Genomic DNA, 26,501 nt, shown 5'->3' with positions numbered 1-26,501 from the left:
GAGCCGTGCGGCAGCCCGCCCAGGAAATGCATCTGCGCCCCGGCTTCGCGGCGGCAGGCTTCGTAATAATCCTGGTAGGCCGGGACAGGATCTCCGATGAAGACCACGGGCCGGCCGATTCCCTTGAGCGCGCGCACGACGTTCAGCTGGTTTTTGCGCGGCTCGATGCGGCCCACGCAAAGGACAAAATCCCGCAGCCCGTATTTTTTTTCGAACGCGGTCGGCAGCGCCGCCGCAAAGGATTCGTCCACGGCGTTGGGAATGACCCGGATTTTTTCTTCGGACACGCCGAAAAAGCGCTTGAGCTGGTCCGCCTCGCTGCGCGAATTCGGGATCAGCGCATCGGCGAGCGTCATCATCTTCCTGCGCTTGGACGGCAGGAACGGCAAAAGGGTCTTGGCCAGGTGCCGGGCCGCGGAAGGAAGGCGGCGGTTCCATTCCGGGTAAGTCCCCCACGCGGATTTCCAGCTGTACCAGCACACAGTAGTCAGCACGTTCTTCACGCCGACAGAATGCGCGGTTTCCATCATCCGCAGGCAGTCTTTGACCGAGCCGAACGTGTGCAGGATGTCGTAATCCGAAAGCTTGTCGTTCCAGGTGTCGAAGAGCCTGACCTTGAGCCCGGCCTTTTCCAGGTATTCGCGCGTCTTGAGCAGGAGGATCTCGCCGCCGCCCGGCGACTGGAACGCGATGGGATAAACGTAAAAGGCCACCTTCATGTGCTTTTGACCCGGATGCGCGAGCTCACGTTGAGCGGCGGCGTGCGCACGTGGCGGAAAGGATTACCCGCGAGCTCGCGGCGCAGGATGCGCAGGATGCGGTCGCAGGTGCGGCCGTCGCCGTAGGGGTTTTTGCGCGCCTGCATTTTTTTGTACGCCTTGCGCGACGACAAAAGCTTGTGCGTTTCTTTGAAAATGCGTTCCGCATCTGTTCCCACGAGCTGCGCGACGCCGGCCTTGATGCCTTCCGCGCGCTCGGTCACGTTGCGGAGGATCAGGACGGGCTTTCCGAACGACGGCGCTTCTTCCTGGATGCCGCCGGAATCGGTCAGGATGAGATAGCACTGGCGGAGCAGCCAGTAGGTTTCTTCGTACGTGAACGGCCGCAGCAGATGGATGCGCGGCGTGTTTCCCAGGATTTCATGCGCGGGCTTGGAAACATTCGGGTTGAGATGCACGGGATAAACGATTTCCACGTCCTTGAACCGCTGGGCAATGCGCTTCAGGCCGTGGAAGATTTGATTCAGGCCTTCGCCGAAGCTTTCCCGGCGGTGCGCGGTCACGAAAATGAGACGCTTGCGCGTATCAACCCCGCTGAAGACAGGATATTTTTTCTGCACAAGCGGCGCCGCGGCGTGCACCGTGTCCACGATCGTGTTTCCGACCTGGTAAATGTCGTCTTTGGGAATGCCTTCGTTCAGGAGATTGCGCGTGGCGATGAGCGTGGGCGTGAAGTGAAGGTCCGCGAGATGCGAGAGAAGCGAGCGGTTCATTTCTTCAGGGAACGGCGCGAACTTGTTCCAGGTACGAAGGCCGGCTTCGAGATGCGCGATGGGCTTTTGCGCGTAGAAGCTCGCGACTCCGACCATGAGCGCGGTGGCCGTATCGCCCTGCACGAAAACAATGTCGGGCTGGAGGCGCTTGATGATACGTCCGAAGCGGATGATGACGCGGCCGCTCACGTACTCGAGCGTCTGGTTGGCCTTCATGAGCTTCAGGTCTTCGTGGACCTTGACCTTGAAGAGATCGATCACCTGATCCAGCATCTGGCGGTGCTGGCCCGTGATGCAGACGTAACATTTAAAATCCGGGCTTTGTTCCAGCGCACGGATGAGCGGCACGAATTTCAGGGCTTCGGGGCGGGTCCCGAAAGCAATCAGGACCTTTTTCTGATTTTTTTTCAAATCCGTCTCCCGGATCCGGAATTTAAACTAAACAAAGAACGCCATGTCGTAGGCGTCCGCCTGTCCGGCGTCGGCAACCGCAAGGGCCTGCGCCGCGAACATCGTGACCCACGCATTGACGTGGTAGTGGATGGTGCCGTCCTGTTCCTGCCCGTAGAGGAAGCCGCCCTGCTGCGGGCCGCGGACGATCTGGTAAGACAGCAGTTTCTGGCGCAGGCGCTGCAAGGCGTTGTCCGCGCCTTCCAGGCAGCCGTTCTGCCGGAGCGCGGCGCCGACGCGCAGCGCCTGGGCGAGGATGTCCGCGCGGATAAAAGGCACGAAGTTTCCGTCTTTGACAAAGGAATAAACGCCGCCGTCGGTATTCTGATGCTGCAGCACCCAGCGGATGCCGCGCTCCGCGGCGTCGATCCAGGATTTGTTGTTCTGCGCGAGCCCGATCGAAAGCAATCCTTCCAGCGTGTAGATGTGCGGGTGCAGGTGCGTGGAGCCTTCGTTGTCCTGCGTGATGAAGCGGCCGTCCTTCTGCTGGACGCCGAGCGTCCAGGCCGCGAGCTTTTCCGCGGCCGCGCCATATTTTGTTTCCCCCGTCAACGCGCGCAATTTCTCGAGCGCCATGAGGGCCTTCGCGTGAAAGCCGCCGCTTTGACGCGACCACTTGTCGCCCTTGGCTTCGACGGTCTTCTTTTCTACATCATAGACCGGATAAAACGAGCCGTCAGGCCGCGCGGTTTTCCCAAGAAGGAAATCCGCCAGCGCGCGCGCCCTTTCGAGATACGGGCCGCTGCCCAGGACTTGCGCGAGGCACGCAAGGCCGTACACGATCACCCACTGGTCAAAGCTGAAGACCCAGTTGTCGTAGTAAGAAACTTGGAAACCCGGCTGGTTCACGCGATTGCGGACGAGCGGCAGGCTGGGATAAGAATTCAGCAGCAGCCAGTCCGCGGCACGGCGCGCCGCGGCAAGATAAGCGTCTTTGCCCGTGGCCGCGTGAAAAAACAAATACGCGTTGACCGCGTAGCCCGTGATCTCGCCGTAGATGAAGGAATAGGACGCGCTTTTGAGATCGTACCACGCATTGACGCCGCCCGCGGTGGAACGGTCCGGGCCTTTATCCTGGATGCCGGATTCGAGCAGCCACTGCGCCGCCGCGAGCGCGGGTTGTTCGGTCTGATTCAGCAGGGCTTCCGAGCTCACAAGGCCTCCGCGGGCATGATCACGGGAATGTCGGCCTTGCATTGCTCGCAGTGAAGCTTGTGAACCGCGGCTCCGTCCAGGTTTTTTCGGATCACAAACCCGCAGCGGCAGACCGCGCCATGGATGCGCGCCGGATGCCCGTAAACGAGCGCGTGGCTCGGAACCGGTTTTGAAACAAGCGAGCCCGCTCCGATCACGGCATAAGCGCCGATGGAAAGATCCGGAAGGATCGTCGTGTTCGCGCCGATCACCGCTCCTTTGTGGATGCGCCAGCGCGCATTCGTCATGTCGCGCGTGGAGCCGCTGCGCGGCCAGGGATCATTGGTCCAGCAAACGCCCGGACCGATGAACACGTCATCTTCTATGGTGATGCCGTGGTAAAGAAGGGCCTTGTTATGCACGCGGACGCGGTCGCCGATCGTCACGTGACGGTCGATGTACGCGCCGTTGCCGATCACGCAGTCCCTGCCGATCACCGCGTGCTCCATGACCTGGGCAAAGGCCCAGATCCTGGTGCCTTCCCCGATGACGGCCGTGGGGTCGATGATCGCCGTGGGCGCTATGAATTTTTGAGGCGGTATTTGAGATGCCATTCAATGTTTCTCTTGAGGCCTTCCTGGATGCCGACTTTCGCGTTCCAGCCAAAAAGCCGGTTGGCGAGGCCGGGGTTGCAGCGGAGCTTTTTCACTTCCGCAAGGCGCTTTTCGATGTGCACGATCTTGGAGCGGCTGCGCGTGAGCTTCACGATGAGCTCCGCGGTCCGGTTGATGCTCACGTCGCGGCCCGTGCCGAAATTCACGGCCTGGCCGATGGCTTTTTTGTCGCGGCCCATCACGAGAAACGCGCCGACCATGTCGTCGACATACGTGAAGTCGCGGCTCTGCAGGCCGTCGCCGTAAATCGTGATGGGTTTCCCCTGCACGGCGAGGTCGATGAATTTGGGGATCACGTCGTAGGTGTGGCGCGGGCCGAACGTATTGAACGGCCGGATGATCGCGATCGGCAGCCCGTACGTGAGCTGGTACGAAAATGCGAAGCGGTCGGCCGCGACTTTCGACGCCGCATAGGGCGACGTCGGATTCAGCGGATGCGACTCACTGATCGCCGCGGTTTGAGCGGTGCCGTAAATTTCGCTCGATGACGTGCAGACCACGCGCTCGAGGTTCGGAATCTTCATGGCCGCATGGAGGATGTTCAGCGTGCCGTGCAGGTTCGTGGCCATGACTTCGAAAGGATGATCAAAGGAATACGGCACGTAGGCGTCCGCGGCCAGATGAAAAATCACCGACGGCGAGAGTTTGGCGACCAGCGGAATCGTGTCCGAGCTGCTGATGTTGACGGCGAGAATGTGCTGCAGGTCTTTCTTGAGATGCGGGATGTTTTTGAGTTCGTACTTGTACGTGCCGCTGACCGAAGACCCGCGCACCAGCACCGAGACCTTGGCCCCGGCTTCGACCAGACGCTCCGTAAGATGGGAGCCCATGAACCCGTCGGCCCCCGTAACCAGAACTTTCTTGCCCTTCCAATATTTACCTTCCACACGCCCTCGCTTTGTGATGGTTAGAGAGGATGACAGAATCGGGCCATTTTAACAGAAGAGCGCCGTCCGGACAAGCCTAAGTCCTTTGGTGTTTTTGGGTTCCGTTAAGCTTTGGAGGATCGTTTGCGGAGGACGAGTTTCTGCGCGGGTTGGCCTTTGAGACGGGTATTGGCGGCGAATCGGAAGCCACAGGCGTGGAAGAGTTTCAGCGAGGCCTTGTTCGACGGACGGATGTGGGCCAGGATTCTTTTGACGCGCAAATACCGGAAGGTATAGCGGCAGCCCGCGGCCAGGAGCTGGGCTCCGAAGCCTCTTCCCCGGAGATTTTTTTTGACGTGGATATGGACTTCCGCGAGATGGTAGCCGAGCAGGTTGATCCGGACCTGGCCCACGGCCTGGCCCCCGGCTTCACCGATGAAAAGACGCGTGGCCGGCGATTTCAGAATTTTCGCATACCAAAAGCAATGCTCGGAAAAAGGGATCGGGCGGCTGTTGAAGGACGCCTTTCGCACGCCCGGCTCGTTGCGCCATTGCCAGAGCCGGCGGCAGTCTTGGGGCCCTGCCTTGCGAAGCCGGGACGAAGGCCTCACGAGAACATGTCCCAGACAAGGATGTCGTCTTCGTCGATGTCGACTTTTGCGGTGCGTCCCACGATCGCGTGCATTTCCTTGGTCGGGATGCCGAAGCCCGGACGCTTGACCTCGATCATCTCGCGCGTGATCTGCGTGCCTTTGGAAATTTTACGCGCGGCCACGAGGCTGCGGCGGCCGAGCTTGTACATTTCCTCTTCCGCGGCCGTGCGGCGTTTCACCGGACTGCCGAGCGCCTTCTCGACTTCGCGGATACCCTGCACCATGGCCTTGAGTTCCTGCGGCTCGATGGCAAACGGATGATCCGGGCCCGGAAGCTTGCGGTCGGTCGTGTAATGCTTTTCGATGGCGCAGGCGCCGAGCGCCGCGGCCGCGAGGTCGACGGCAATGCCGGTCGTATGATCCGAAAATCCCACGGGCACCTGGAACGCCTCGCGCATGGTTTTCATGGCGCGCAAATGCACGTCCTCGAATTTCGGCGGATAATTGATGGCGCAATGCAGCAGGATGACCTGCCGGTTTCCGGTCGCATAAATCACGTCGAGTGCCTGCTCGATGTCCGTGAGATCGGCCATACCGGTCGAAACGATCATGGGTTTGCCGGTTTTCGCGGCGTGTTCGAGCAGCGGCAGGTGCGTGATTTCGTAGGATGCGATCTTGTACGCGGGCACGTTCAGCTTTTCGAGTTCGTCCACGGCCTTGAGATCAAACGGCGTGGAAAGAAAAATCACGCCCTTCTCACGGCAATAAGCTGCGAGATCTTTCTGCCATTCGCGGGGCAGCTCGTTTTTCTTCAGAAGGTCGAAAACCGTCTCACCTTCCTTGAGAAGCCCGCCTTTCGTGAGGTAGGACATGGACGGCGTTTTCTTGGAATAAAGCGTTTCCGCGCTGAAGGTCTGGAATTTCACCGCGTCCGCTCCGGCTTGGGCGGCCACGTCGATCAGCTTCTTGGCCTGGTTGAAATCGCGGTTGTGATTAGAGCCGGCTTCAGCGATCACGAAAACGCTTTGCCCGTCCCCGACTTCCCTGGCGCCGATCTTCACGGTCTTCATACACCCACCTTGGCCCGTTTCGGTTTTGCCGGCGCGGCCGGAGCTCCTGAAAGCAGACTTTCCGTGTTGGCAAAGATTTTTTCGAACGCCGCGACGATGTCGGCCGCATCCGCCAGCGTCATGGGATAATAGCAAAGGTTCGTATGGATCAGCGTTTCCTCGTGCAGCTTTTCCGTGACCGGGCAAAGCCCCTTCTTGTATTGCTGCCGTTCGGAGGCCGGAATGGCCGCGAAGGGCCACCCGTGGCTGCCGTGGCAGAGGAGCTGGCGGTAATGCGGCATGAGGTAAATCGGCTTCACGTAACCCTGGCCGAACGGAATACCTTCCGCGGCGAGCGCCTTGATCAACAGATCGCGCGGAATTCCCGCGATCGCGGCATCGTAGCGGATCGGCACCACGAAATAGGTGTGCGTGGCCCCCTGCAGCGTGGCCGGCATGGTCAGCCCGGGAAATTTGCGGAGCCCTTTGATCAGCGCGTTCACGAGCTTCACCCGATGCGCGGTCAGGCGGTCGAGCTTGCGGAATTGCGCGCAGCCCACCGCGGCCTCGAGTTCGGTCATGCGGTAATTCCAGCCGAGTGTGTTGGAGATGTCCTCGACCTGCATGTCTTCCACAACCGCTTCACCGTGATTGCGCACAAGCCGGACTTTCAGCGCGATCGTATCGTCATTCGTCACGACCACGCCGCCTTCGCCCGTCGTGATGGTCTTGTGCTGGTTGAAGCTGTAAACGCCCGCATCGCCGAGCGTGCCCGCGTACTTGCCTTTGTATTTCGCGCCGGGCGACTGCGCGCAGTCTTCCACGACTTTGAGTTTATGCCTGCGCGCGATTTGCAGGATTTCATCCATGCGCGCGGGATGGCCGAAGAGATGCACGACCACAATCGCTTTGGTGCGCGGCGTGATCGCCTTTTCGAGGAGCTCCGGATCGAGCGAAAAGATGTCTTCCGAGATGTCCACAAAGCGCGGCACGGCCGAGCACATGAGCACCGCCGACGCCGAAGCCGCCATGGTGTACGGCGGCACGATGACTTCGTCGCCCGGACCCACGCCGCAGGCGGCAAGCGCGCAATGCAGTCCGGCCGTCGCTGAGTTCACGGCCATGGCGTAGCGAGCGCCGAATTTCTTCTCGAAAAGTTTTTCCAGCTCGCGGACTTTGGGGCCGCCGAGGAAAGCATCGCCCGCTTTTGCAATGAAGCCGGACAATTTCCCGGTCTTCAGGACGCCGAGCACGCCGCTGCGCTCTTCGGCGCCCATCACGGGATGCACGGGAAAAGGTTTTCTCCGGACTTTGGGGCCGCCGTGCAAAGCCAGCGCCTGCTTCTTCATTTAAAGACCCGCCTTTCTTCCGGCCAGAGGCAGCTTGAGCCGCTCCCCGCCGCGTTTGAAGGATTCATGGAACGCGCAAATGAGTTCGAGCGCCTTCAGCCCGTCTTCCGCGGTGCTGAGCGGCTGCTTTCCCGACCTGACGCACGCGGCCAGATCCTTGACCGCGTTCATCATCATATTTTTCTTTTCCAGAGGGACTGCCAGTTTCACGGGCGTGAGCTCCTTGTAGCCGGAGAAAAACTTGCTGGGCCCGACTTTCCAGGCTTCCATGCCGAAACCGCTGTGCTTGATGCGCAGGCGCCCTTTGGAGCCGTAAAAATCCATCTCGAAAATCAGGTAATCCTGGACGTTCAGCCCGCAAAGCGAGACGCGCGTCCCGTTTTTGAAAATCAGTTCGCCGCTCAGCGTCAAATCCTTATCGCCGAAAACGGGTGCGGGGCTGGCCATCACGGAATCCACGTCACCGAGAAAATCCCGCAGGAGGTCAAAGAGATGCGTGCCGGTATTGGAAATCCCGGCGGTGTAAAAACACTGGACCTGATGGATCTTGCCGAGCTTGCCGCCGGTGATGACACGCTTGAGCTTCTGCAGTCCCGTGTCCCAGCGCCGAGAGTGGTTCACCGCAAGCACGGTGCCGGTCTTGCGGCAAAGGTCGAGGAGTTCGTCGGCCTTATCCAAGCGATCCGTGACGGGCTTCTCGCAGAAAATCCCTTTCACGCCCGCGCGGATGGCCTGCACGCAGAGATCGAAATGCGATTCCGGCCACGTGCAGATGCTGACGAGGTCCGGCTTTTCCTTGCGCAGCATTTCCCCGAAATCACCGTAGAGATTCCCGACACTCCAGGTCTTGCCGAATTCTTTGAGTTTTTCCGCGTCGTTGTCGCAGACCGCGACCAGCTCGAAATCTTTGGAGCGCGTGTAGGCGCCCGCGTGCGTGGCCACATATTTGCGTTTGGGGTCTTTGTCGAATCCCCCGGCAATGCGGCCGCAGCCGGCAATCGCCGCGCGCAGCTTACCGCGAGAGGAAGAGGCTTTGGCGCTCATGCTAGCGGACGGGTTTTTGCTGGATCGTCGCATTGAGACGGCCGAGCTCCGGCTCGCGGCTCAACAGCCGCACGACGTCATGGATATCGAAATCCGGCTTCTGCGGATGCAGCCGCCCGTAAACCGCGCGGACGAGTTCCAGGTCCTGCGGCAGGTCGACGGTGAGGCGCAGGTCGGGACGCTTGAGCTCCGGCGGCGCGGAAAGCGTGCCGAGCTTGAATTTTTCCGGATGCTCGTAGATGTAAAGCGAAACGTGCTCGTGGTCGGCCGGGTCCTGCGTGATGCGGTTGACTTCGTCGAGCACCTTCACGGAAAACACCTGGACTTCGGTGCCGCGCGGAAAATCGCGGTGCAGGACATTGCTCGCGTAATCGAAATCATTGTCGAGATAAAAACGGATAACCTGGTCGATGAGGCCATGATCGATAACCGGGCAGTCGCCCGTGAGCTCGACAATGAGGTCGGCCTTGTGCGCCTTGGCCGCTTCGAGCACGCGCAGCAGCACGTCGTCGGAGCTGCCGCGGAAACAAGCGACGCCCATGGCCTTGCACGCGTCTTCGGTGGCCTGATCGCTCGGATCGACCGTCGTGGCCACGACCACCTGGTTCACGAGCTTCGAACGCCGCACGCGCTCGATCATGCGCTCGAGCATGGGCTTGCCGAGCACGTCTTTGAGAATTTTTCCGGGTAAACGCGAAGAGGCCATGCGCGCCTCGATCGTGGAAACGATTTTCATTTCTTCCTCCTGAAATAAGTGGTCATGAGTTCACGGGCCAGCCGCTGCGCGCCTTTTCCGTCCACGAGAAACCGCGCTTTTCTGGCCAGGCGCGCGCGTTTTTTCCCATCCGCCATGAGCTTTTCGATTTCCGAGGACAACCGCGCCGCGCTGAGCCGGTCAAGCCATCCCGCGTTCACCGCGGCGCCGTAGGCCGCGAACTTCCGCGCGATCGGTTCCTGATTCCGGGCCCGGATCACGAGGACCGACGGAATTCCCAGGCAGGCCAGCTCGTAACTCGTGACACCGCCGGCGCTGAGCGCCATGTCCGCGGCGGCCATCAGGCCGGCGACCGAGCCTTTTTTCCCGGCCAGCCGGACAAGGTCCAGACGCCGGGATTGCCGCAGAAAATGAAGGGCACATTCTACCTTATCCGAGGCCTTTTGGGGAGCAAAACCTCCCAGACTTACCAGCAGCTTGCGGCACGCTTTGGCGCTCGTTTTTTTTCTCCGCCATTTGAGAAAATCGTCATGGATCAGCGCGTAACGCGGCCCCAGCCAAAGCCGGGCATGCGCTTTCTGGTACGGCAGCGTCAGCGCGTGGACATTGTAATTGATGATGCCGTCCACCGGAAAAGACGCGAGCCGGGCCTCATCGTCGATCATGACCACGGCGGGAATAAAACGTCGCAGGGCTTTGAAATAAGCCGGCGTGAGCTCATAGCGGTCCGTGATCAAAAGCCCGGGCGCGCGATGCTTCCATTTTTTCTGGAACCAGGCGGGTTCACGGCCAAGCCCCTGTTTGGGAATGGTGACGACCGGGTAGCGGCCTTTGACGAAACCTGAAATTTCCCGGGGCCTTTGCGTGGCCAGGGTAATTTCCGCGCCTTCACGCTTCAAGGCTTGCGCCAGCGCGAGGCAGCGGCGCAGATGACCGAGACCGATCCCCTCGCCCGCGTCCACGCGGAAAACGACTTCAGGCTTCATAACGGCGGAGCACGCGGCAAAGGCGCGCGACCACTTGCTTTCGCAGGGCGGGAGTCAGGCCCGGGAAAACCGGAATCGAAATCACGCGCTCGTAATACGCCTCCGCGTTCGGGCAAAGGCCGGGCTTGTAGCCGCGATGGCGATAGTAAGGCTGATAGTGGACCGGGATGTAATGCACCTGCACGCCCAGCCCTTCATGGCGCAGCGCGTCGAAAATCTGGGCGCGCCCCGCGGTCAACCGTTCGAGACGGAGCCGAATCACGTAGAGGTGATAGGCGGACTCATAGCCTTTCGGCTCTTTCGGCAGTTCGAGAGCGCGCTCACCGGCCAGCGTTTTGTCGTAATAGGCCGCGATCGCACGCCGCGCACGGATGAATTTTCCGAGACGCTTTAATTGATTGAGGCCCAGCGCGCAAAGCACGTCGGGAATCCGGTAATTGAAACCCAGCTCCTGCATTTCGTAATACCAGCCCGAGACCAGCCCGTCGCCCCAGAAGGCCAGCTCGCGATGATGAAACTGCGCCGGCGACTTGGTAATGCCGTGCGTGCGCAGCAGGACAAGCCGCTCGTAAAGCGCGGCATTGTTCGTCGTGATCGCGCCGCCCTCGCCCGTCGTGATGCCTTTGACCGGATGAAAGCTGAACACGCACGCGTCCGCATGCGCGCAGCTTCCCACCTGGACCCACCGGCCTTCGGACCAATAGCGCGCGCCGAGCGCATGTGAGCCGTCTTCAAGCACGAAGAGCCCGCGCTTCTTGGCGGTTTCATGAATCTTTTTCATTTCACAAGGCAGTCCCGCGAAATGAACGGGAATCACGCCTTTGGTTTTGGGAGAAATCGCTTCTTCGAAGGCCTGGGGAGAAAGATTGAAGGTGTGCGGATCAATGTCGGCAAAGACGGGCTTGCCGCCGCAATAAACCACGCAGTTCGCGCTCGCTGCAAAGGTGTTGGGCGTCGTGATGACTTCATCGCCGGACTGCACGCCGAGCGCGAGGCAGGCCAGGTGCAGCGCCGCGGTGCCGCTCGAAACCGCGACGGCAAAACGCGCGCCGCAGGTCTCCGCGAGTTTTTTTTCGAATTCCGCGACCTTCGGGCCCTGCGTGAGCCAGTCGGATTTCAACGTCTTGACGACCGCCGCGACGTCGGAAGCCTCGAGAGTCTGGCGCGAATAAGGAATCATCTTGGGCGCGCGCTTTGTTTTTGTTTTCATACGGCAGGGCTCATTTCCGCTTCTTCAGGCATGCCATGCAGGTCAAAAAGGTAGAACGGGTCTTTGGGCTTGGACAGTTCCGCGTAATGGCCTTTGAGGTAGCCTGCAAGCGGGGTCTCTTTGTCGAGTTCCGCGCGCCGCGGCACGGCGAAGTAATGCGCGCCCTGCCCTTTCAAATATTCGAGCCAGGTCACCGGGTCCTTCATGGCTTCTTCTTCTTCCTGAATGATTTGCGCCGAGCGTTTGGAAAATTTCGGGTTGTTCAAATAATAAGGAAGGCCCTTGCCGAATTCCGTGAACTGCATGGTCCAGGCCGGCCTGTCCGCATAATAAAGCAGCGTGGCCGGGCTGTCACCTCCGACGATGATTTTGTCGTCCGGCTGCGTGAGAGACCGCACCGCGCGCGCGGCCGCCAGGTCGTCCGCGGTTTCCGGCGGGACCGTGAAAATCGGGTGCGCGAAATAGCGGGCCGAAACCAGAAAATATAAAGCAAGGCCGGCAAAGGCCGCGCGGGAAGCTGCCGCCGCGGGAAAAGCGCCCGCCGTGGTCCGAAGTCCCCATCCCGCGCAAAGGCAGACGAACGGGAAAAGGCCGTAGAGATAAAAATCATGCGCCATGACTTTTTGCGGGGAAAGCACGGCAATGGCGCCGCCCGCGGCAAGACCTCCGAGAAGGAACGGCGCGGCCTTGTGTTTTTTCAAGTAAAGCGCGGCCAGTCCCGCAAAAAGAAACGGGAACACCAGCGGCGTCAGCATGGTCTGCGCCAGGATGTCGAAGATATGGCGGTAATACTCGAGACTCCGCAGGTAGTTTTGGTCCCCGACTTTCCGGGCCGCGGCCTGGAAAAAGATGTTCGTGAGAATGTGTTCGGAGTTCAGCGACGCGAAGTACGTGAAGCCGTACCATGCCAGCGGCAATGCCGCCGCGAAAACGGAATAGACAAGAAAGCCGGATACAGGCTGCCGCGACCGGCGCAGGGACTGCCAGGCGAGCAGCGGATAAAAAAGCACGAGATGAATGCGTCCGGTGATGGCCAGGCCCAGAGCAAGGGCCGATCCCACGATCTCCGCCATGCCGATCTCTTCGGAGCGGACCAGCAAATAAACCGCCAGCAGCAGGCAGGCCATGGCCATGGGCTCCGAGAAAAACAACTGCCCGTTGATGAGGGCATAGGGGGAGAACGCGTAAATCGCGGCGGTCATCCATCCGGCGGCGCGGTCGAACAAAGCCCCCGCGATCAGGCCGATGAGGACAATGCTCGCGAGATTGAACAGGATGGCCTGCAGCCTTCCCCAAAATTCCAGGCCCAGCCCGAGAAACCGGTCGCCGAACGCCGCAAAGAGCGAGGGAAACGGATACTGGTTCAAATGCAGCGACCGTTCTCCCCCGACGATGATGTCGGTTTCCGGCAGGAGGAGATTTTTGAAATGCCCGCGCTCAAAACCGCGGGCCATGCCGGCCATGACCTGCTGGTAACTGCCGAAATGCCCGGCAAGAGGGCGGCGGATCGCGAGCGTCTGCGGCAGGAGCACGCCGGCCAGGACAACGAGGATCGTCAGTTTTTTCTGGAACGGGTTCATGAAGGAAGGCCGGCCCGGCCCGTCATGCGCTGGTTGGACGTGGGAAATCCCAGAATTTTGGACAGAAAAAGATCGAATGGGACAAAGACCGCGAGCAGCAAAGGATTCCGGAACGTGAAAAAGCGCACGAGCCACGCGGGATAGCCTTTGTCGAGGAAGAGATTATGAAGCGAGATGATCCAGCTCGCGGCGGCGAGCAGGGGCTTTTGTTCGACGATTTCGAAGCCTTCTCCGACCAAAAGGCGGCGCAGATGCTCCGGCGTAAAAATATTCCAGTGACGGGGAATATGATAATGCGACCAATAAGATTTTTTGAACCAGTGATAATCGCGGCCCGCGGGATTGGGCGTTTCGATGATGAAAAAACCGCCGGGGTTGAGACGCGCGCGCACCTGGCGCACCACCTCGCGCGGGTCTTCCACGTGCTCGATCAGCTGAAACATGATGATGGCGTCGAATTTTTCCTCGGGTTTAAAATCCTCGATACGCTGCGCCTCGGCGCGGAATCCCCGCTTCCGGCATTCGGCCACGGCCTTGGCGTCAAAATCCACGCCCATGAGCTCCCATGCGGGATCGCCATGCTGCTTCAGGATGGAAAGAAAGCGTCCCTCGCCGCAGCCCACGTCGAGAATCTTTTTCTTTCCCGGGCCGAGCAGAGCGCGGAACGATTTTACTTTCTGCGCCTCCCAGAGCCCGCGGAAGTAACCGATGAGGCTGCTTCCCGACTGCGCTTCGGAAAACGAATAGTAAGTCGGCGGGTAAATCACGGAAAGGTCCTGGGCCGAAGGACGGGGGTTCAGGAAAAGATGGCCGCAGGAACGGCACTTTTGAAACTCGAAGCGGTCGGGCACGGTCGCATACTCGTAGTCATAGCCCGCGGCCACGGTGTCCGCTTCACGCGAACCGCACACGGCGCAGGCCACGCGCACCAGATGCACGCGGGGCGCCGCCTCAGACGGCTTGGAACTGCGGGTCGTAGCTGAGGCCGGCAAGAGAGGTTTCAATCGGGACTCCGTGTTCTTTGAGCATGGTCCGCTTTTCGTCGAAGATGGACTTGTACGTATGCCAGGGCCGCGTCGGCCACAGGTGGTGGATCGCGTGATAATTATGGAAGAAGACGAGCGGCGTAAGCCAGGCGATGTCCAGGATACGCGTGCCTTTATAGCGGTCCGCCGGCAGCCCCACATGCGGGATGTAATTGATGTACCAGTCCATGATGATCTTCGCGAAGCCCAGCGGCACGAGCCACAGCCAGAACAACGCGGCAAAGTTGCCGGTGAAAATCAGGGCGAGAAAAACGCCCGCCACCCCAATCCGGAAAATGCGGTCGGCCAGGACTTCATGCGCCGGGAATTCCCGGTTTTTGATGATACGCTTCAGCGCCGTGGCCGCGCGCGGGTACCGCTGGTACAGCGTGCGGAACGGGCCGTCGGTGTACAGCGTGTTCGGATCTTCCGGCAGGTTGAGGTTCTTGTGGTGCATGAGGTGAATCCATTTGCCGGTGTAATAAGGCGTCAGCATGTACGGGAACATGCCCAGGATGCCGGCGGCGTCGTTGACCGCGGCGTTTTCCGACACGGTGCCGTGGATGGCTTCGTGCCAGATCGTGAACGAGCAGTGAATGGCGGCGATGCCGATGAGGACGTGCAGGACAAGCGGCAGGCGCGCGCAGAAATAGAGCCCGAAGTTCCCGAGGAAGAGAACGTACATGACTCCGAGCAATCCGATTGTTTTCCAGTCTGTTTTCTGCATGATGTTTTGAGAGTTTGTCATTATGTCATGGGCCGCAAGCCGGGTCAAACCGGGCTCAGCGGATCGACTCCAGGATTTTGCGCAAATCTCCCGCTTCCACGGGCCTCGGGTTGTTCTTGATCCGGTCCGGACGGAAACCGTCGCGGAGGATCACTTCCCTTTCTTTATCGGCAATGCCGAGCTTGGACAGCGAGCGCTCGAGCCCGACGAATTCCATGAGCGCTTCGATCTTACGCGCCATGGCGTCATAGTCCGGGGTTTGAAACCGCTGGAGCAAAGGCTTGCCGCCGGCCTGAAGCGCGGGCGCGTTGAAACGCACGAAAGACGGCAGCGTCAGCGCGCACGCATGGCCGTGCGCCACGCCGAAATGCGCGGTGATCGGATACGAAACCGAATGCACGGCGGTCGTTTTGGCCTGCGCGATGCCGAGCCCGGCTTCGCAGCTTCCGAGCGACATGGCAAACCGCGCGTCTTTGTCCGCCGGATTTTTCATGACCTGTTCGAAACCGGAAAGGATAAGCTCCAGTGCGCGCAGCGAATGTGTCTGTGACAGCGGCGTCGCGTTGACGGACCAGAACGACTCGATCGCCTGGCTCAGCGCGTCAAAACCCGTGGACGCCGTGACATAAGCGGGCATGGAAAGACAAAGCTCGGGGTCGACCAAAGCCACGGCCGGATAAAACGCGGCATGGCCGATGGAAAATTTCTTTTTCTCGCGGGTCTCGAGCGACGAAAACGGCGTGACTTCGCTGCCTGTTCCGGCGGTGGTGGGCACGGCGACAAGAGGCGCGCCCGGCTGCGGCACGTCGAAATTTTTGTCGAGATAATCCGCGAGGTCCGTCTTGTCCTGACGCGGGATCACCGCCAGAATCTTGCTCACGTCGAGCACGCTTCCTCCGCCGATGGCGAGAACGAGGTCGTAGGATTCCTTTTTCAGGCGGTCGATTTCCTTTTGGACGAAATCCTGAGCCGGGTTCTGCGGAATCGAGGCGGCTTCGAGCACTTCGTACGGCCGCAGCATTTCCTGGAGGCGGCGGAAATACGGCGAAACGCGGAAGGATTTCTGCCCGAGCGCGAGCAGGATTTTCTTCGGCTTGAACGATTCCAGGAGCGCGGGAAGCTTTTCGAACGCCCCGTTTTCCACGATATTGCGCGTGGGATTCCAGTAGGCGCGGATCATGACTTCAGGACCTCTTCCTTGAAATGCGCCGCGATCTGCTCGGAATTGTATTTGGTGGTGATGCGCGGGATGCCGGCGGCGGGCTCGCGGTTGATCTTGATGCGGACCAGCGACGGACCTTCGGCCGCGAGCACGCTTTTCAGCGCGGCGCGGAGCTGCTTTTCATCCACGGCATCCGCCGCGCGCGCATAGCCGCAGGCCAGCGCGATCTTGGCAAAATCCGTGGTGCGGGACGTGGTGTCTTGATTGCCGGTGGTTTCGTAGGCTTCGTTATCCAGGACCAGATGGCAAAACCGTTTCGGCGCGTAATGGCCGATCGAAGACAGCGACCCCAGATGCATGAGCAGCGCGCCGTCGCCGTCCAGCACGATTACTTTCTTTTGCGGGTTCGCAAGCGCCAGCCCCAGCGCAATGGAAGGCGCGTGCCCCATGGACCCCTGCATGTAAAAATTCTTGGCGCGGTCAGAGATGCTGAAAAGCTCGCGCGACGGCATGCCGGTCGTGGCAATGACGAATTCGTCCCCGGTCAAAAACTCGGAAATGATCTTGATGGCGTCCACGCGCTTCAGAGGATACGGCGAAGACGGGACCGCGGCCGCGTCCTCGCTCCCGACGCAGCCTTTGCGCACGAGAAAAACAAATGGCTTCTTTTCCTTTTCCATCCACGTGACGGCCTCGCCGAGCGCTTTGTCGAAGTCCGCCGCCGCATCCGGCAGGTCCTGATGCCGCACGCCCAGCGCGTCCAGAACCGAAGGCAGGGTCTTCCCGACGATTTCGTGCTGGGGCTCGTCCGAGACTCCGTAGGCGCGGCCGCTGATGAAAAGGAGCGCGGGAATTTTGTAAATCATGTGCAGCGACGTGAGCGGATTGACCAGATTGCCGAACCCGGAATTCTGGATCATGACCGCGGGCATCTCCCCCGCAAGATAAGCGCCGGCGGCCGCGGCAAGGGCCGCGCCCTCGTTGGGCACCATGGTGTAGCGCAGCTGTTTGTCCGCGATCACGCAGTTGATGGCGGACTGAAAAAAAGAACAGGGCACGCCCGTGAAGAACCGGATTTTATTTTTTTTTAGAAGTGAAACGAAATCTAAGGCAGGGATCATCGTTCTTTGCCGACGGGAGCGGCGGCATTTTTGAAATATTCGTTGAGGCGGTAAACATCCTCGGCCGAGTGCACTTCGGACCAGCCATGCTCGACTTCGAGACCGTAAACCGGCACTCCGGCGTCGATCATGTACTGCAGCAGGTCGTTCAAGCTTGCCTGTTCCGGCGACGCGGCTTCGTAGAAACGCTTGCCCGCGAATTCGCGCCGGCCGCGGTCCCAGGCCTCACACAAAGCCCGCAGGCCTTCTTCCTGGAAATACGCAATGCCCACGAATTCGCATTGCGCGGCGCCGCGCTCGATCTTCTTGCCGATCCGGCGGATGGGTTTGAGCGTATTCAGATTCATGCGGCGGTTCTTTTCCCCTTCGGCGGGATCTTCCACCTGCACGAGGTCGAGCTCTTTGTCGCGGTGCGGCAGGCTCTGATAAGCGCGGTCGATGACGAGCGTGATGGCGTGCGGGCTGGTCAGCAGCTGGTCCAGGATCTGCTTGTCGAACAGGATGTCCGCGTAGGCGACCAGGCAGCGGCCCTGCAATTTCGGGCGCGCCGTCATGATGGACTGCATGATGTGCGAGCTCTGGTAGTCCGGATTCGGAATCACTTTTGCGCCTTCGGCCCGGATTTTCTGATGCTCATAGCCGCCGATCACGTAAATGTCGGACGCGCCCACGGCAAGGAAGATTTCGGTCTGGTGCTGGAGGAGCGGCTTCCCCCCGACGGGCAGCATGCAAAGCGGCTTTTGGTCGAGCAGGCGCTGCAATTCCGGATCGGGCTTGGGTTCGCCCGCGGCCGGGACCACGACCTTCACGCCGTCGCCTTTCAGAAATTTTTCTTCGACTTCTTTCAACCGCATCATGCCCTGGATTTCGAAAACGGTTTTCATGGAGACGATTTTCTTTTCCACCGACGCCGTGGAACCGGTCTCGCGGATTTCGCGGAAGGTTTCGTCAAGCGCCTTGATGGAAGCGCGCAGCCCCTGATTGGCGTAGATCACCACTTTGAAGCCGTTCTGCGCGAGCTCGTCGGCCGAGACGTTGTAGTACGTCGTCGGGATCGAAACGAGCGGGATTTTGCCTTTGAAACGCCGCGCGAATTCGAAAATCTCGGCCGGCGTTTCGGCTTTGGAATGAATCACGAGGCCGTCCGCGCCCGCTTCTTCGTAGGCGTAGGCGCGCTTCAGGGCTTCATCCATGCCCCAGCCCGCGATGAGCGCCTCGATGCGCGCGATCACCATGAAGTCCGGCGTGCGCTGCGCGCTTTTCGCGGCCGCGATCTTGCCCATGAATTCCTGGATGGGCGCGAGTTCCTGGCGTCCGGGAATGAAGCTGTTTACTTTCGGAAACTGTTTGTCTTCGATGACAGCGACTGCAAGGCCCGCGGCCTCGTACTTTTTGACCATGTGCATGACGTTCGCCGCGTTACCGTAGCCCGTGTCGCAGTCGCAGACGACCGGAAGGTTCGTGGCCTCGTTAATCGCGCTGGCCACGTCGAGGTTCTCGGTCATGGTGAGGATGTTGGCGTCCGGGACGACATGCGCCGTGGAAATCTCCAGGCCGCTCGCCCACACGCCGTCAAAACGGTTGCGTTCGATGAGCTGGGCGCCGAGGCCGTTGTGGGCGCCCATGATGCGGAGAATGGGTTTGGAATCCAGCTGCTGGCGGAAAAGGCGCGCTTTTTCGGTCACTGGGGATTCGCGCTCCCTTTGGGATAATAGTCCGCGGCGTCATGGACGATGCGGCCGACATTGTCTTTACCGAGCAGCGAAAGCTCCTGCGCCGCGTCGCCGGTGAGGTGCTGGCCCATGGTGAGCGCCAGGATGCGTCCGGGATTCGCTGCGTCCGGAGAATAAAAAGCATGCGGCACAAAGCCCGGGATCAGCCAGGAATCGCCGGTCGTGAACACTTCTTCGTGGACCGTGCCTTCCCATTCCCACAAAAAAGCGACCGGGCCGCCGTGCAGGACCTGCGTGTACTGATGGAAAAAATGGCCGCGGTTCATGACCACGTCTTCGCGGCGGTTGAGATGAAGGAGAAGTTCCACGGGCTTGATGGCCGGAAGCGCGGACGACATCACGCGGTTCCAGTAGGTGTACTGCGTGCGCCCGGCGCGCTGCTGGTCGAACTTGGTGGATTCCTTGTTACGCAGGAATTTGCAGCCGCGGTCCAGGTCGTTTTCAAAAGGCAGGAGGTCGCGGACGCCGACGCGCAGGTACTTGGCGAGCGCTTCCAGCTCCGGCCACTCAGGTTTCAACGCGCCTTTTTCAAGCGCCTTCAAGCGGTCGACCGCAATGCCGGTGCCCTGGCTGACCATGTCGAAGGTGTGCTTGATTTCGTTTCTCCACGCATGGATCAATTTGCCATACGCGAGATAAGGCGCCGCAGCTACCGAAGTCGTCATCTTTGTTCTCCTTTGAGCGAGGGGTCTTTCGCCTCGAGATGTTTGAGCAAACTCTGGAAATCCTGGACCGTGTCGATTTCCCTCCAGCCGCCCTGGATCGCCTCGCCCTGGACGGCGACACCCGCGTCCGAAAGTTCCTGGAGCATGTCGGTCAAATAAGCCTGGCGGAAAACTTTCGCGCGCTGGAAAGCGCGGCCGTCATACAATCGCTTGGCCCGCGCGTAATAACCTTTGAAAACCCCGGGGCCCTGGCCCTGCAATTTCATCATGCCGATGAATTCGCCGCTGACGTCGGTCTTCCCGAGCTTGCCAATCTCCCGGACCTTGCCTTGCGCGTCGAGCACGACACCCTCGGCTTCCGACAAAGGATGCTCGGTCCTGCCTTCGTAAGTTTTCTTCCAGTCCTTGTCCACAGCGATCGCCACCGGATGCGGCGAAGCGATCAGCTGTTTGACGACCGCCGGCTCGAACCAGATGTCCGAATAGAGCACCAGCACTTCGCCTGCCAGCTCATCCGAGGCGCACATCAGCGACGCCAGAATGTTATTGGACTCGTAATCCCGGTTCCAATAATAGCGAATCTGCGGATGGCGGAACTTGTCCCCCTGATACCCGCGCACCACCGCGATGTCGCGGATGCCGCAGGAGCGGAGAACCTCCAGCTGCTTGTCAAAAAGAGTCATTCCCTGCCAGGAAATAGCCAGGCATTTGGGCAGGTCGCGGGTCATTTCCCCCATCCTGCGCCCCATGCCTGCGGCAATGATAACGGCTTTCATAAGTGCTGTGCTTGTCGTGATTTAGAATAGAGGCCGGAAAAACAAGCCGCATTATAGCATTTTTGGCCCTGAGGGCGAATAAGTTTCTAAAAGGGGGATTTCCGGCCGGATTTCAGAGAATTTCGTAAAAACGGTAGGTTTCCCCGGCTTCACGGATGTTTTCCGAGGGAATTTCCTTCAAAAAGCGCACGAGATCGGGCCGGGCAAGGAGATTTCGCATGAGCGCGCTGCGATGTTCCGCGGCCGTGTCCGGCGCCGGCTTTTCCAAATCGGAGGTGGTCAGGATATGCGTGAAACCGCTGCGCTTGAGAAGCTCCGCGAAATCTTCCGGCGTCGAAACCGAGGACGCGTATCCCGTGCCGAGATCGAACCAATGTTCGCGCAGGCTCTGACGTTCGAAATAGAACATGCGGATCTCTTCCCTGTTGAAAATCCGGGCGCCCGGCGGAAGATTTTGATTGGCCCAGACCGCGGCCGGATACGAACGCTCGACCCGCGTGATGTAATCCACCGCGCTCATGCGTCCGGCCAGGACCTGCAAAGGAAGCCGGTAATGATACAGGCCGAGCGCCGCCAGAAATAAAACAAGTCCGGCATAGACAAAACCGCCCGCGAACTTCACGCCGCGGTTTTGGGCCGCGAGATGAAACCCGCAGGCCGCGCCGACCGCATAGATAGGCAGCACCTGGAAAAGAAAACGCGCGTTATGGAAAAATAAAAACCACGCGCTCACGAAAGCCCAGACGTAAAGCGCGGGAAGGCGCAGGGATTTATTTTTCCACAGGCCCCACAAAAAAACCGGCAGCGCGGCCAGGTAAAACGGGCCGATCCAATGCCCGCGGTCGTAATCGATTGGATGGAGCGTCATGTTCAGCGGGAGCAAAAGATAATTGAGGAGTGTCTTCGGCGGGCCCATCTGCTGGAACTGGCTCACATCGTTGAATTCCCGCGTCCCGAAAACGGAGCCCAGGTAAGGATAAACCGGATTGCCCGTCAGCACGGCGTTGCGCGCGAACCAGAACCCGCATCCCAGCGCCAGCCCGCCCGCCATCCAGGCCGCTTCGCCGGCGAGTTTCGGAAAATTTTCCCGCCGCGCCAGCCGTAATAGAAAGACGGCGGCTACGGGCACGCCCGCCAGAAGCGCCAGGATTTTGCTGGAGACGGCCAGGCCCAGCAAAAGGCCCGAGAGAAAAAAATCGCCGCGCCGCGCGTTCGAAGAACCCCGCCATAAAAAATAAAAGGACAGGAAGCTGAACAGCGCGACCGCGACGTCAATGTAGGTGGTCGTGATCTGGTTCAACAGGGTCGGCGTCAGCCAAAGCGCGAGGCCGGTTTTCAGCGCCAGGCCCTTGTCCCCTGTTTCTTCCCGCACGGTTGTCATGACCGCCGCGAGCAGCAGCAGGCCGCTGTAGGCGTGAAAGAATTTTGCCAAAGGGACGCTGCGCAGCAAAAGTCCCAGCGCATAGAGATGATTCATGAACAGCGGGATGTAGGAATTGAGATCGTAAGGCATCGGAAGCGTCGACCCCCGCAGCACGAATTGGCGCGGCAGGAAAAGCTGGTAACAGAGGGCGTCGTTGGCGACTTCGGGAAGAAGTGAGAGGGCCAGTGTGAGCGCCAGAATCCCGCCCAAGACGATAACTGAAACGCGGGAAACAACGCCCTGGGCCGTCCGCGGAATCTCGAAAACGGACCCCAGCCAGGCTTTGAAATCCCGAAGGCTGAACAGAGCGCTCGCCGCGAGAAGCCCAAGCAAAATCAAAACCGGGCCCGGGCGCAGGAGGCCGAAGCTGCCGAGGGCGACGAGCGCGTAACCTGTCACGGCCATCCCCAAAGCGCTGCGGACAACTCCCTGCTGAGGGATTGCAAGGCGCGCGGCGAGTCCCGCAAAAGGCCGTCCCGCGGCAAAAAATGCCAGCGGAAAGAAAATCCATCCCGCCATCGCGGTGAGAAGAGGCGCGGCCGTCATCGCTGGAACGCGGCCTTTCCTCCGCGCCAGGGCGAAAAGCGGAACTCGACCGTGGAAGTTCCCGCCGCCTCGAGATAAACCGCGCGGAAAAGGCCATACGCGCGCAAGAGCGGCACTTCCTTTCCGTTCACGCTCGCCGACCAGCCCGGATAATCGGTTTCGCTGACGACAAAATACCCGGGCCCGGACGCGGTCACTTCCCAGCGGCTGAAATCGTCTCCGGACTCGATCTTGCGCAGTGACGCGGTCGCGGGGGCATCCGCTTCTCCCGGCAAAGGCGTCCCCTCTTCGAGCAAAAGGACCTGGGTGGGATCAAAGCCCGCGGCCAGGTATTTTTGCTTGAGCGCTTCCCAATTTCCCGCGATCTCGGCGTGCGTCACAAAATAGGCATGCGAGGCGTAGGGGTTTTCCATTTCATAAAGACGGGTTTCGACTTTGTTCTTTTTGAAAATGCCCAGGACTTTCAGGTCCGGATGGTCCAGCGGCTCGGTAGACAGAACGTGCGTCACGCCGAGACTTTTGAGCAGCGGCAGGCGCTCCACGGCAAAGTCGGGCGACGGCGCGGCAGCTTTGTTCGAATCATTCACGTTCCCGAAAAGCCCCACGGTTTCGAAATAGCGGCTGAGCACGAGCGGCGAATACGCGCCTATTTCTTCGATGCCGTACAGCATGTTCACACCCGGCACGATTTCGAGCTCTTCCGCGGGCATACGGAAACCGTACAACCGGCCGTCGATGCCCATGCGGTGGTGCTCCAGGATGAGATCCGCCGCGGGCGAATCGCGCTCCGCGGCTTCGTAGGTATTGAAATCCGAGCGCAGGTCCGCGAAAGAAAACACATAGAGGTCCAGGACGAGAATGCCCACGAGCACGGTCAGGCGCGCGGCCGAAGGGCGCGAGCGCATGCGCCACACGAAAATAACCGTGAGCGCGAGAAAAGCGCCCATGCGCCCGTTCCACGGGTTAGATGGAGAAAAAAGGCCGAGCGAAAAATCGATGAGCGACGCGACCTTTTCCCGGTAAACCTCCAGGCTGTGCGGGTGGCCGGCCTTTCCGAAAATGGTTTTTTGCACCAGCCATTCTCCCGCGGCTTCGATCGCCGGCCTTTTGAAAACAAGCGCCGTGTACGCGGCCGCGAGCGCCAGCGCGAAAACGAGGAGAACGCCGCAAAAAAGCGTCACAGACTTGCGGAAAGCGGCGCCGTGCCGCGGATCTTCAGGCGCTTTCATGGCGTAATGAAAACCGGAGGCCGCAAGCATCGACGTGCTGAAATTAAAAAAAATCAGGAATTTTGACGGTGTACGGAAAGAATAAAAATGCGTGAGCTTGATGAAGAGAATGTAAACCGGACTCCATTGTCCCAGTGAAAAGAAGAGCGCAACGAGAGCCATGGCGCTCCAGAGCCGCACGGCGGTAGAACGCCGTGAGTCCGGATGAACCAAGGCGAGCACGAGCAGGAACACCGCGAACATCCCGCCGTAGAGGCAATTCCCGCGGAAAAGACCCTGGAAATGCGGGAGCAGAAGCGTGGCCAGCGCGAGCGGCGGCATGGAGCCCGTGTACGCGTAGGATTCTTCGAGTCCCGACCGGTTGGAATGCACGGCCAGTTGAAAGGTCAGCAGGATCTGCGGGGCGGCGATGACAAGGGCCAGCAGCGCGCTCGCGATAAAGGCCGCGGCATGGCGGAACGCGATCCGGGGAAGGCCCGCTTCCGCGTCGTAAATCCCGAGCCGGATAAGGCCGTAGACCCCCACCATGAACAGCATGAGCGCCGCCACCTGCATGTAGCCTGCGACGAGCGCCATGCCCGCGGCAAGCGAGAGAAAGAAAAGATGGCGTTTGCGTTCGGTCCTCAAAAAAGATTCCGCCTGCCAGAGCAGGAAAGGCAGCCAGCAAATGGTCTTCAGCGACGTCACGTTGTAGTAGGCGCCGCCGTAGGAAGTCCCGAAAACGAAAATGCAGGCGGCCACGAAGCAGGCCGCGCGCTCCAGGCGCAGCAGACGGGCATAAGCGTACATGCTGAGTCCGGAAATCAGGAAGTGGACGAGAAGCTGCCAGGAGTAGGCGATCTTCAGCGGCAGAAGGCCGAACAGCAAAAGATTCGGCAGGTAAAAAACCGCGATCTGGCTTTCGGCCGCGATCGGGAAGCCGCACTGGATGAGAGGCGTCCAAAACGGCAGCACTCCCCGTTTCAGCGAATGGGAAAGGAGCGCGGCCCAGGGATAATGCTGCTCCCAATGGTCACCGACGAGCGGCGCGGACCTCGCCATGACCAGCTCCGGATAAAAAGCCAGGACCAGCAGCGAGAAAAGAAGCGGGAATCCCCACGTCTGGTCCCAGAAGCTGCGCGACTGCGGTTTCGCCATCCTCAAATCTTTTCGAGCCTCGCTTGTTTCGCAGCGCGGTCGAAAGTGCCCCGGTAACACTCGCGGCCGGGATAATAAGCCCTGAGACGCGAGTTGTCCGCGCCACGATCATGCGCGTAAAGAATGCGGGCGTCGAGCGACGGAGCGTTGCGCACCGCGTCGTCCTCCGACATGACCAGCGTGTCGCCGAGAAAGCCTTTGATGAAGACAATCGAAGGCTTGGACAGCTCGGCCTCGGCCTTCACGTAAAGCGCCTTGCGCTCGCGCGAGGCCGCCTCATAAAAGGCCGCCTGCTTGGCATACTCGTATCCGGCCGCGGCCACGCTGACTACGAGGCCGGCCAGGAGGAATTTTTTCAAGCCCGCGCTTCCCGTCCGCCACCAAAGCCGCAGCCCGTCCGCCAGGGCCAGCATGAGGAACGGAAAGCCTTCGTACCAGTAGCGCGGCCCCCATTGGTTGCCGCCCCAGGAAAAATAAAAAAAATAGGCCAGCGCCGGATACCAGAAAGAAAAACGCAGGATTTTCTGCGGCGCGGATTCTTCCCTTTTCCCGGCCAGCGCGGCGAAGGAAAGGACGTACAAGAGCGGCGGCATCCAGTCCATGAGATAAAAAGACCGCGCAAGCAGGAAGACCAGGCCGTCGACAGGCGTGTAATCGGACATGAAGCCGAGCCTTTCCCAGCTCTTGTCGTACTTGTTCGGCGCCTTGGTGATTTTTCCGGTGACGATGTAGTTCTGGAAAAGCACGACGGCCATGAAGGCCGCGATAATCAGGGCGACGGCCACGTCATCGGCGCGGAGCGCGCGTTTGCGCTGCAGCACGGGATAATAATGGTAGAGCAAAAAGGGCATGCTGAACGCCGCCATGGTCAGGTAGCGCGTCGCAAGGCCATAGCCCACGGCTGCGGCCGCGAGGCAGGCCCAGGCCATCCTGGTTCCTGGGCTCCGGGCATCCTGCCATTGGAAAAAGGCCAGCGCAAAAACCGCCATGACGAGCAGGCAGGCCGGATGGGAATAGTAGCCTGCGGACGTGAAAAGAAAAAACGGACATACTGCGGTGATCAGCACGGCCGCGGCGGCCGCCGTGCCGCTGCCCAGGGCTTTGCGGCCGGCGAAATAAATAAAGGGCAGGGACAACGCGGACATCACCGGATTCAGCCAGTCCTGCACGTGAAATTGAAGACCGAGCGCGAGAAGAAGCGGCCAGCCCGGCGGATAAACGCTGAACCATTTGCCGTCCCGGTTGCCGACGTGCACCACGTTGAAAAACTCCGAAAGCGGATGCGGCTTCACCCACCACTTGCCCAGACGGAAACATTCGGCGAGAAAGTAGCAGGAATGTTCGTCCGCGGAATTCATGAACGAGTGAAGCACGTTCCTGTTGAGCGCCATGAGTCCGGCAAGCACCAAGACGGAAGCTGCCGCGGCCGCGGCCAGCGAATGGCGGCGCAAAAACGAAATCCCCGCTTCCGCGGCGGACAAGCATGCGTCGGGAAGAAATTTTTCAGCGGCGAGCCCGGCCAAAAGCGCGAGGCCCAGCAGCACGAACGAATCTGCGGCAAGAAACAGCGTGCGGTTGTGAAGCACCTGGAAATGCGGCGCCCACCACGGCGCGGCCAGGGAAAAAACAGCGGCCGCGAAAATCCCGGCGCGCGCCTTCAAGGTCTGGGGTCCGTCCGCGACGCGGCTGTTCATGCGCTCTTCTCCGGTGTCGGAAGAGAGTCCAAAAAATTCCGGATTTGCTCGGCGGCCAGGGCATGGCCTTTCGCGTTCCAATGCCAGTCGTGATCGATGTAATAGTCGGTCAAGGACGACG

The 26,501-nt window shown here is 60.1% G+C and carries 23 protein-coding genes; all 23 read right to left on the bottom strand.

Features of this window, described 5'->3' with window-relative positions; all coding sequences use genetic code 11:
* A partial coding sequence (locus VL688_01390; GenBank protein HTL46694.1) for a glycosyltransferase occupies positions 1–719 on the bottom strand: 719 nt, incomplete at its 3' end.
* Positions 716–1,903 (bottom strand): UDP-N-acetylglucosamine 2-epimerase (non-hydrolyzing), encoded by a 1,188-nt coding sequence (gene wecB / locus VL688_01385; protein HTL46693.1) that lies wholly within the window; start codon positions 1,901–1,903, stop codon positions 716–718. The genes wecB and VL688_01390, both read right to left, overlap by 4 nt.
* A 27-nt stretch (positions 1,904–1,930) precedes the next feature.
* Entirely contained in the window at positions 1,931–3,097 is a 1,167-nt protein-coding gene (locus VL688_01380) for a hypothetical protein (protein ID HTL46692.1), read from the bottom strand.
* Complete coding sequence (locus tag VL688_01375) at positions 3,094–3,690, bottom strand: acyltransferase (protein ID HTL46691.1); 597 nt, start codon at positions 3,688–3,690, stop codon at positions 3,094–3,096. Before VL688_01375 ends, VL688_01380 begins: the two co-directional genes overlap by 4 nt.
* On the bottom strand, positions 3,657–4,637 hold the full coding sequence (locus VL688_01370; protein ID HTL46690.1) for a GDP-mannose 4,6-dehydratase: 981 nt from the start codon (positions 4,635–4,637) through the stop codon (positions 3,657–3,659). The genes VL688_01375 and VL688_01370 overlap by 34 nt, the downstream gene beginning before the upstream one ends.
* Positions 4,638–4,741: 104 nt before the next feature.
* Entirely contained in the window at positions 4,742–5,227 is a 486-nt protein-coding gene (locus VL688_01365; GenBank protein ID HTL46689.1) for a GNAT family N-acetyltransferase, read from the bottom strand.
* Positions 5,224–6,279, bottom strand: a complete 1,056-nt coding sequence (gene neuB, locus VL688_01360) for an N-acetylneuraminate synthase (protein ID HTL46688.1) — start codon at positions 6,277–6,279, stop codon at positions 5,224–5,226. Before neuB ends, VL688_01365 begins: the two co-directional genes overlap by 4 nt.
* Positions 6,276–7,607, bottom strand: a complete 1,332-nt coding sequence (locus tag VL688_01355; GenBank protein HTL46687.1) for a DegT/DnrJ/EryC1/StrS family aminotransferase — start codon at positions 7,605–7,607, stop codon at positions 6,276–6,278. Before VL688_01355 ends, neuB begins: the two co-directional genes overlap by 4 nt.
* Positions 7,608–8,651 (bottom strand): Gfo/Idh/MocA family oxidoreductase, encoded by a 1,044-nt coding sequence (locus VL688_01350; protein ID HTL46686.1) that lies wholly within the window; start codon positions 8,649–8,651, stop codon positions 7,608–7,610.
* A 1-nt stretch (position 8,652) separates the two neighbouring features.
* Entirely contained in the window at positions 8,653–9,387 is a 735-nt protein-coding gene (locus VL688_01345; GenBank protein ID HTL46685.1) for a glycosyltransferase family protein, read from the bottom strand.
* On the bottom strand, positions 9,384–10,352 hold the full coding sequence (locus VL688_01340) for a hypothetical protein (GenBank protein ID HTL46684.1): 969 nt from the start codon (positions 10,350–10,352) through the stop codon (positions 9,384–9,386). The genes VL688_01345 and VL688_01340 overlap by 4 nt, the downstream gene beginning before the upstream one ends.
* Positions 10,342–11,562, bottom strand: coding sequence for a UDP-4-amino-4,6-dideoxy-N-acetyl-beta-L-altrosamine transaminase (gene pseC / locus VL688_01335; GenBank protein HTL46683.1), 1,221 nt, complete (start codon positions 11,560–11,562; stop codon positions 10,342–10,344). The genes VL688_01340 and pseC overlap by 11 nt, the downstream gene beginning before the upstream one ends.
* Positions 11,559–13,142 (bottom strand): glycosyltransferase family 39 protein, encoded by a 1,584-nt coding sequence (locus tag VL688_01330; GenBank protein HTL46682.1) that lies wholly within the window; start codon positions 13,140–13,142, stop codon positions 11,559–11,561. Before VL688_01330 ends, pseC begins: the two co-directional genes overlap by 4 nt.
* Complete coding sequence (locus VL688_01325) at positions 13,139–14,146, bottom strand: class I SAM-dependent methyltransferase (protein HTL46681.1); 1,008 nt, start codon at positions 14,144–14,146, stop codon at positions 13,139–13,141. Before VL688_01325 ends, VL688_01330 begins: the two co-directional genes overlap by 4 nt.
* Positions 14,094–14,915: a fatty acid desaturase gene (locus VL688_01320; GenBank protein HTL46680.1), complete on the bottom strand. Its 822-nt coding sequence runs from the start codon at positions 14,913–14,915 to the stop codon at positions 14,094–14,096. The genes VL688_01325 and VL688_01320 overlap by 53 nt, the downstream gene beginning before the upstream one ends.
* A gap of 34 nt (positions 14,916–14,949) precedes the next feature.
* The gene (locus VL688_01315) at positions 14,950–16,074 is read right to left on the bottom strand and encodes an iron-containing alcohol dehydrogenase (protein HTL46679.1); all 1,125 of its coding nucleotides are present in this window, start codon (positions 16,072–16,074) and stop codon (positions 14,950–14,952) included.
* Positions 16,071–17,177 carry a phosphonopyruvate decarboxylase gene (gene aepY, locus VL688_01310; protein ID HTL46678.1) on the bottom strand — a complete coding sequence of 369 codons (1,107 nt, stop codon included), beginning with the start codon at positions 17,175–17,177 and terminating at the stop codon, positions 16,071–16,073. The genes VL688_01315 and aepY overlap by 4 nt, the downstream gene beginning before the upstream one ends.
* Positions 17,174–18,862, bottom strand: coding sequence for a phosphoenolpyruvate mutase (gene aepX, locus VL688_01305; protein HTL46677.1), 1,689 nt, complete (start codon positions 18,860–18,862; stop codon positions 17,174–17,176). The genes aepY and aepX overlap by 4 nt, the downstream gene beginning before the upstream one ends.
* Entirely contained in the window at positions 18,859–19,575 is a 717-nt protein-coding gene (locus tag VL688_01300; GenBank protein HTL46676.1) for an XRE family transcriptional regulator, read from the bottom strand. Before VL688_01300 ends, aepX begins: the two co-directional genes overlap by 4 nt.
* Positions 19,572–20,351 (bottom strand): phosphocholine cytidylyltransferase family protein, encoded by a 780-nt coding sequence (locus VL688_01295; protein HTL46675.1) that lies wholly within the window; start codon positions 20,349–20,351, stop codon positions 19,572–19,574. The genes VL688_01300 and VL688_01295 overlap by 4 nt, the downstream gene beginning before the upstream one ends.
* A gap of 112 nt (positions 20,352–20,463) precedes the next feature.
* A complete protein-coding gene (locus tag VL688_01290; GenBank protein HTL46674.1) occupies positions 20,464–22,320 on the bottom strand; it encodes a phospholipid carrier-dependent glycosyltransferase in 1,857 nt (618 codons plus the stop codon).
* Positions 22,317–24,686 (bottom strand): hypothetical protein, encoded by a 2,370-nt coding sequence (locus VL688_01285; GenBank protein ID HTL46673.1) that lies wholly within the window; start codon positions 24,684–24,686, stop codon positions 22,317–22,319. The genes VL688_01290 and VL688_01285 overlap by 4 nt, the downstream gene beginning before the upstream one ends.
* A gap of 2 nt (positions 24,687–24,688) precedes the next feature.
* Positions 24,689–26,380, bottom strand: a complete 1,692-nt coding sequence (locus VL688_01280) for a hypothetical protein (protein HTL46672.1) — start codon at positions 26,378–26,380, stop codon at positions 24,689–24,691.
* Positions 26,381–26,501: the final 121 nt, after the last annotated feature.

Source organism: Verrucomicrobiia bacterium, from assembly GCA_035495615.1.
Taxonomy (GTDB): domain Bacteria; phylum Omnitrophota; class Omnitrophia; order Omnitrophales; family Aquincolibacteriaceae; genus DATJFP01.
Note: the sequence above shows the minus strand (reverse complement) of the source record. Positions and strands in the feature narration are given on the sequence as shown.

Coding starts and splice junctions, on each gene's coding strand:
- VL688_01375 (HTL46691.1), bottom strand. CDS start 3,690: ATGGCATCTCAAATACCGCCTCAAAAATTCATAGCGCCCACGGCGATC.
- neuB (HTL46688.1), bottom strand. CDS start 6,279: ATGAAGACCGTGAAGATCGGCGCCAGGGAAGTCGGGGACGGGCAAAGC.
- VL688_01355 (HTL46687.1), bottom strand. CDS start 7,607: ATGAAGAAGCAGGCGCTGGCTTTGCACGGCGGCCCCAAAGTCCGGAGA.
- VL688_01350 (HTL46686.1), bottom strand. CDS start 8,651: ATGAGCGCCAAAGCCTCTTCCTCTCGCGGTAAGCTGCGCGCGGCGATT.
- VL688_01345 (HTL46685.1), bottom strand. CDS start 9,387: ATGAAAATCGTTTCCACGATCGAGGCGCGCATGGCCTCTTCGCGTTTA.
- VL688_01340 (HTL46684.1), bottom strand. CDS start 10,352: ATGAAGCCTGAAGTCGTTTTCCGCGTGGACGCGGGCGAGGGGATCGGT.
- pseC (HTL46683.1), bottom strand. CDS start 11,562: ATGAAAACAAAAACAAAGCGCGCGCCCAAGATGATTCCTTATTCGCGC.
- VL688_01330 (HTL46682.1), bottom strand. CDS start 13,142: ATGAACCCGTTCCAGAAAAAACTGACGATCCTCGTTGTCCTGGCCGGC.
- VL688_01320 (HTL46680.1), bottom strand. CDS start 14,915: ATGACAAACTCTCAAAACATCATGCAGAAAACAGACTGGAAAACAATC.
- VL688_01315 (HTL46679.1), bottom strand. CDS start 16,074: ATGATCCGCGCCTACTGGAATCCCACGCGCAATATCGTGGAAAACGGG.
- aepY (HTL46678.1), bottom strand. CDS start 17,177: ATGATCCCTGCCTTAGATTTCGTTTCACTTCTAAAAAAAAATAAAATC.
- VL688_01300 (HTL46676.1), bottom strand. CDS start 19,575: ATGACGACTTCGGTAGCTGCGGCGCCTTATCTCGCGTATGGCAAATTG.
- VL688_01295 (HTL46675.1), bottom strand. CDS start 20,351: ATGAAAGCCGTTATCATTGCCGCAGGCATGGGGCGCAGGATGGGGGAA.
- VL688_01290 (HTL46674.1), bottom strand. CDS start 22,320: ATGACGGCCGCGCCTCTTCTCACCGCGATGGCGGGATGGATTTTCTTT.
- VL688_01285 (HTL46673.1), bottom strand. CDS start 24,686: ATGGCGAAACCGCAGTCGCGCAGCTTCTGGGACCAGACGTGGGGATTC.
- VL688_01280 (HTL46672.1), bottom strand. CDS start 26,380: ATGAACAGCCGCGTCGCGGACGGACCCCAGACCTTGAAGGCGCGCGCC.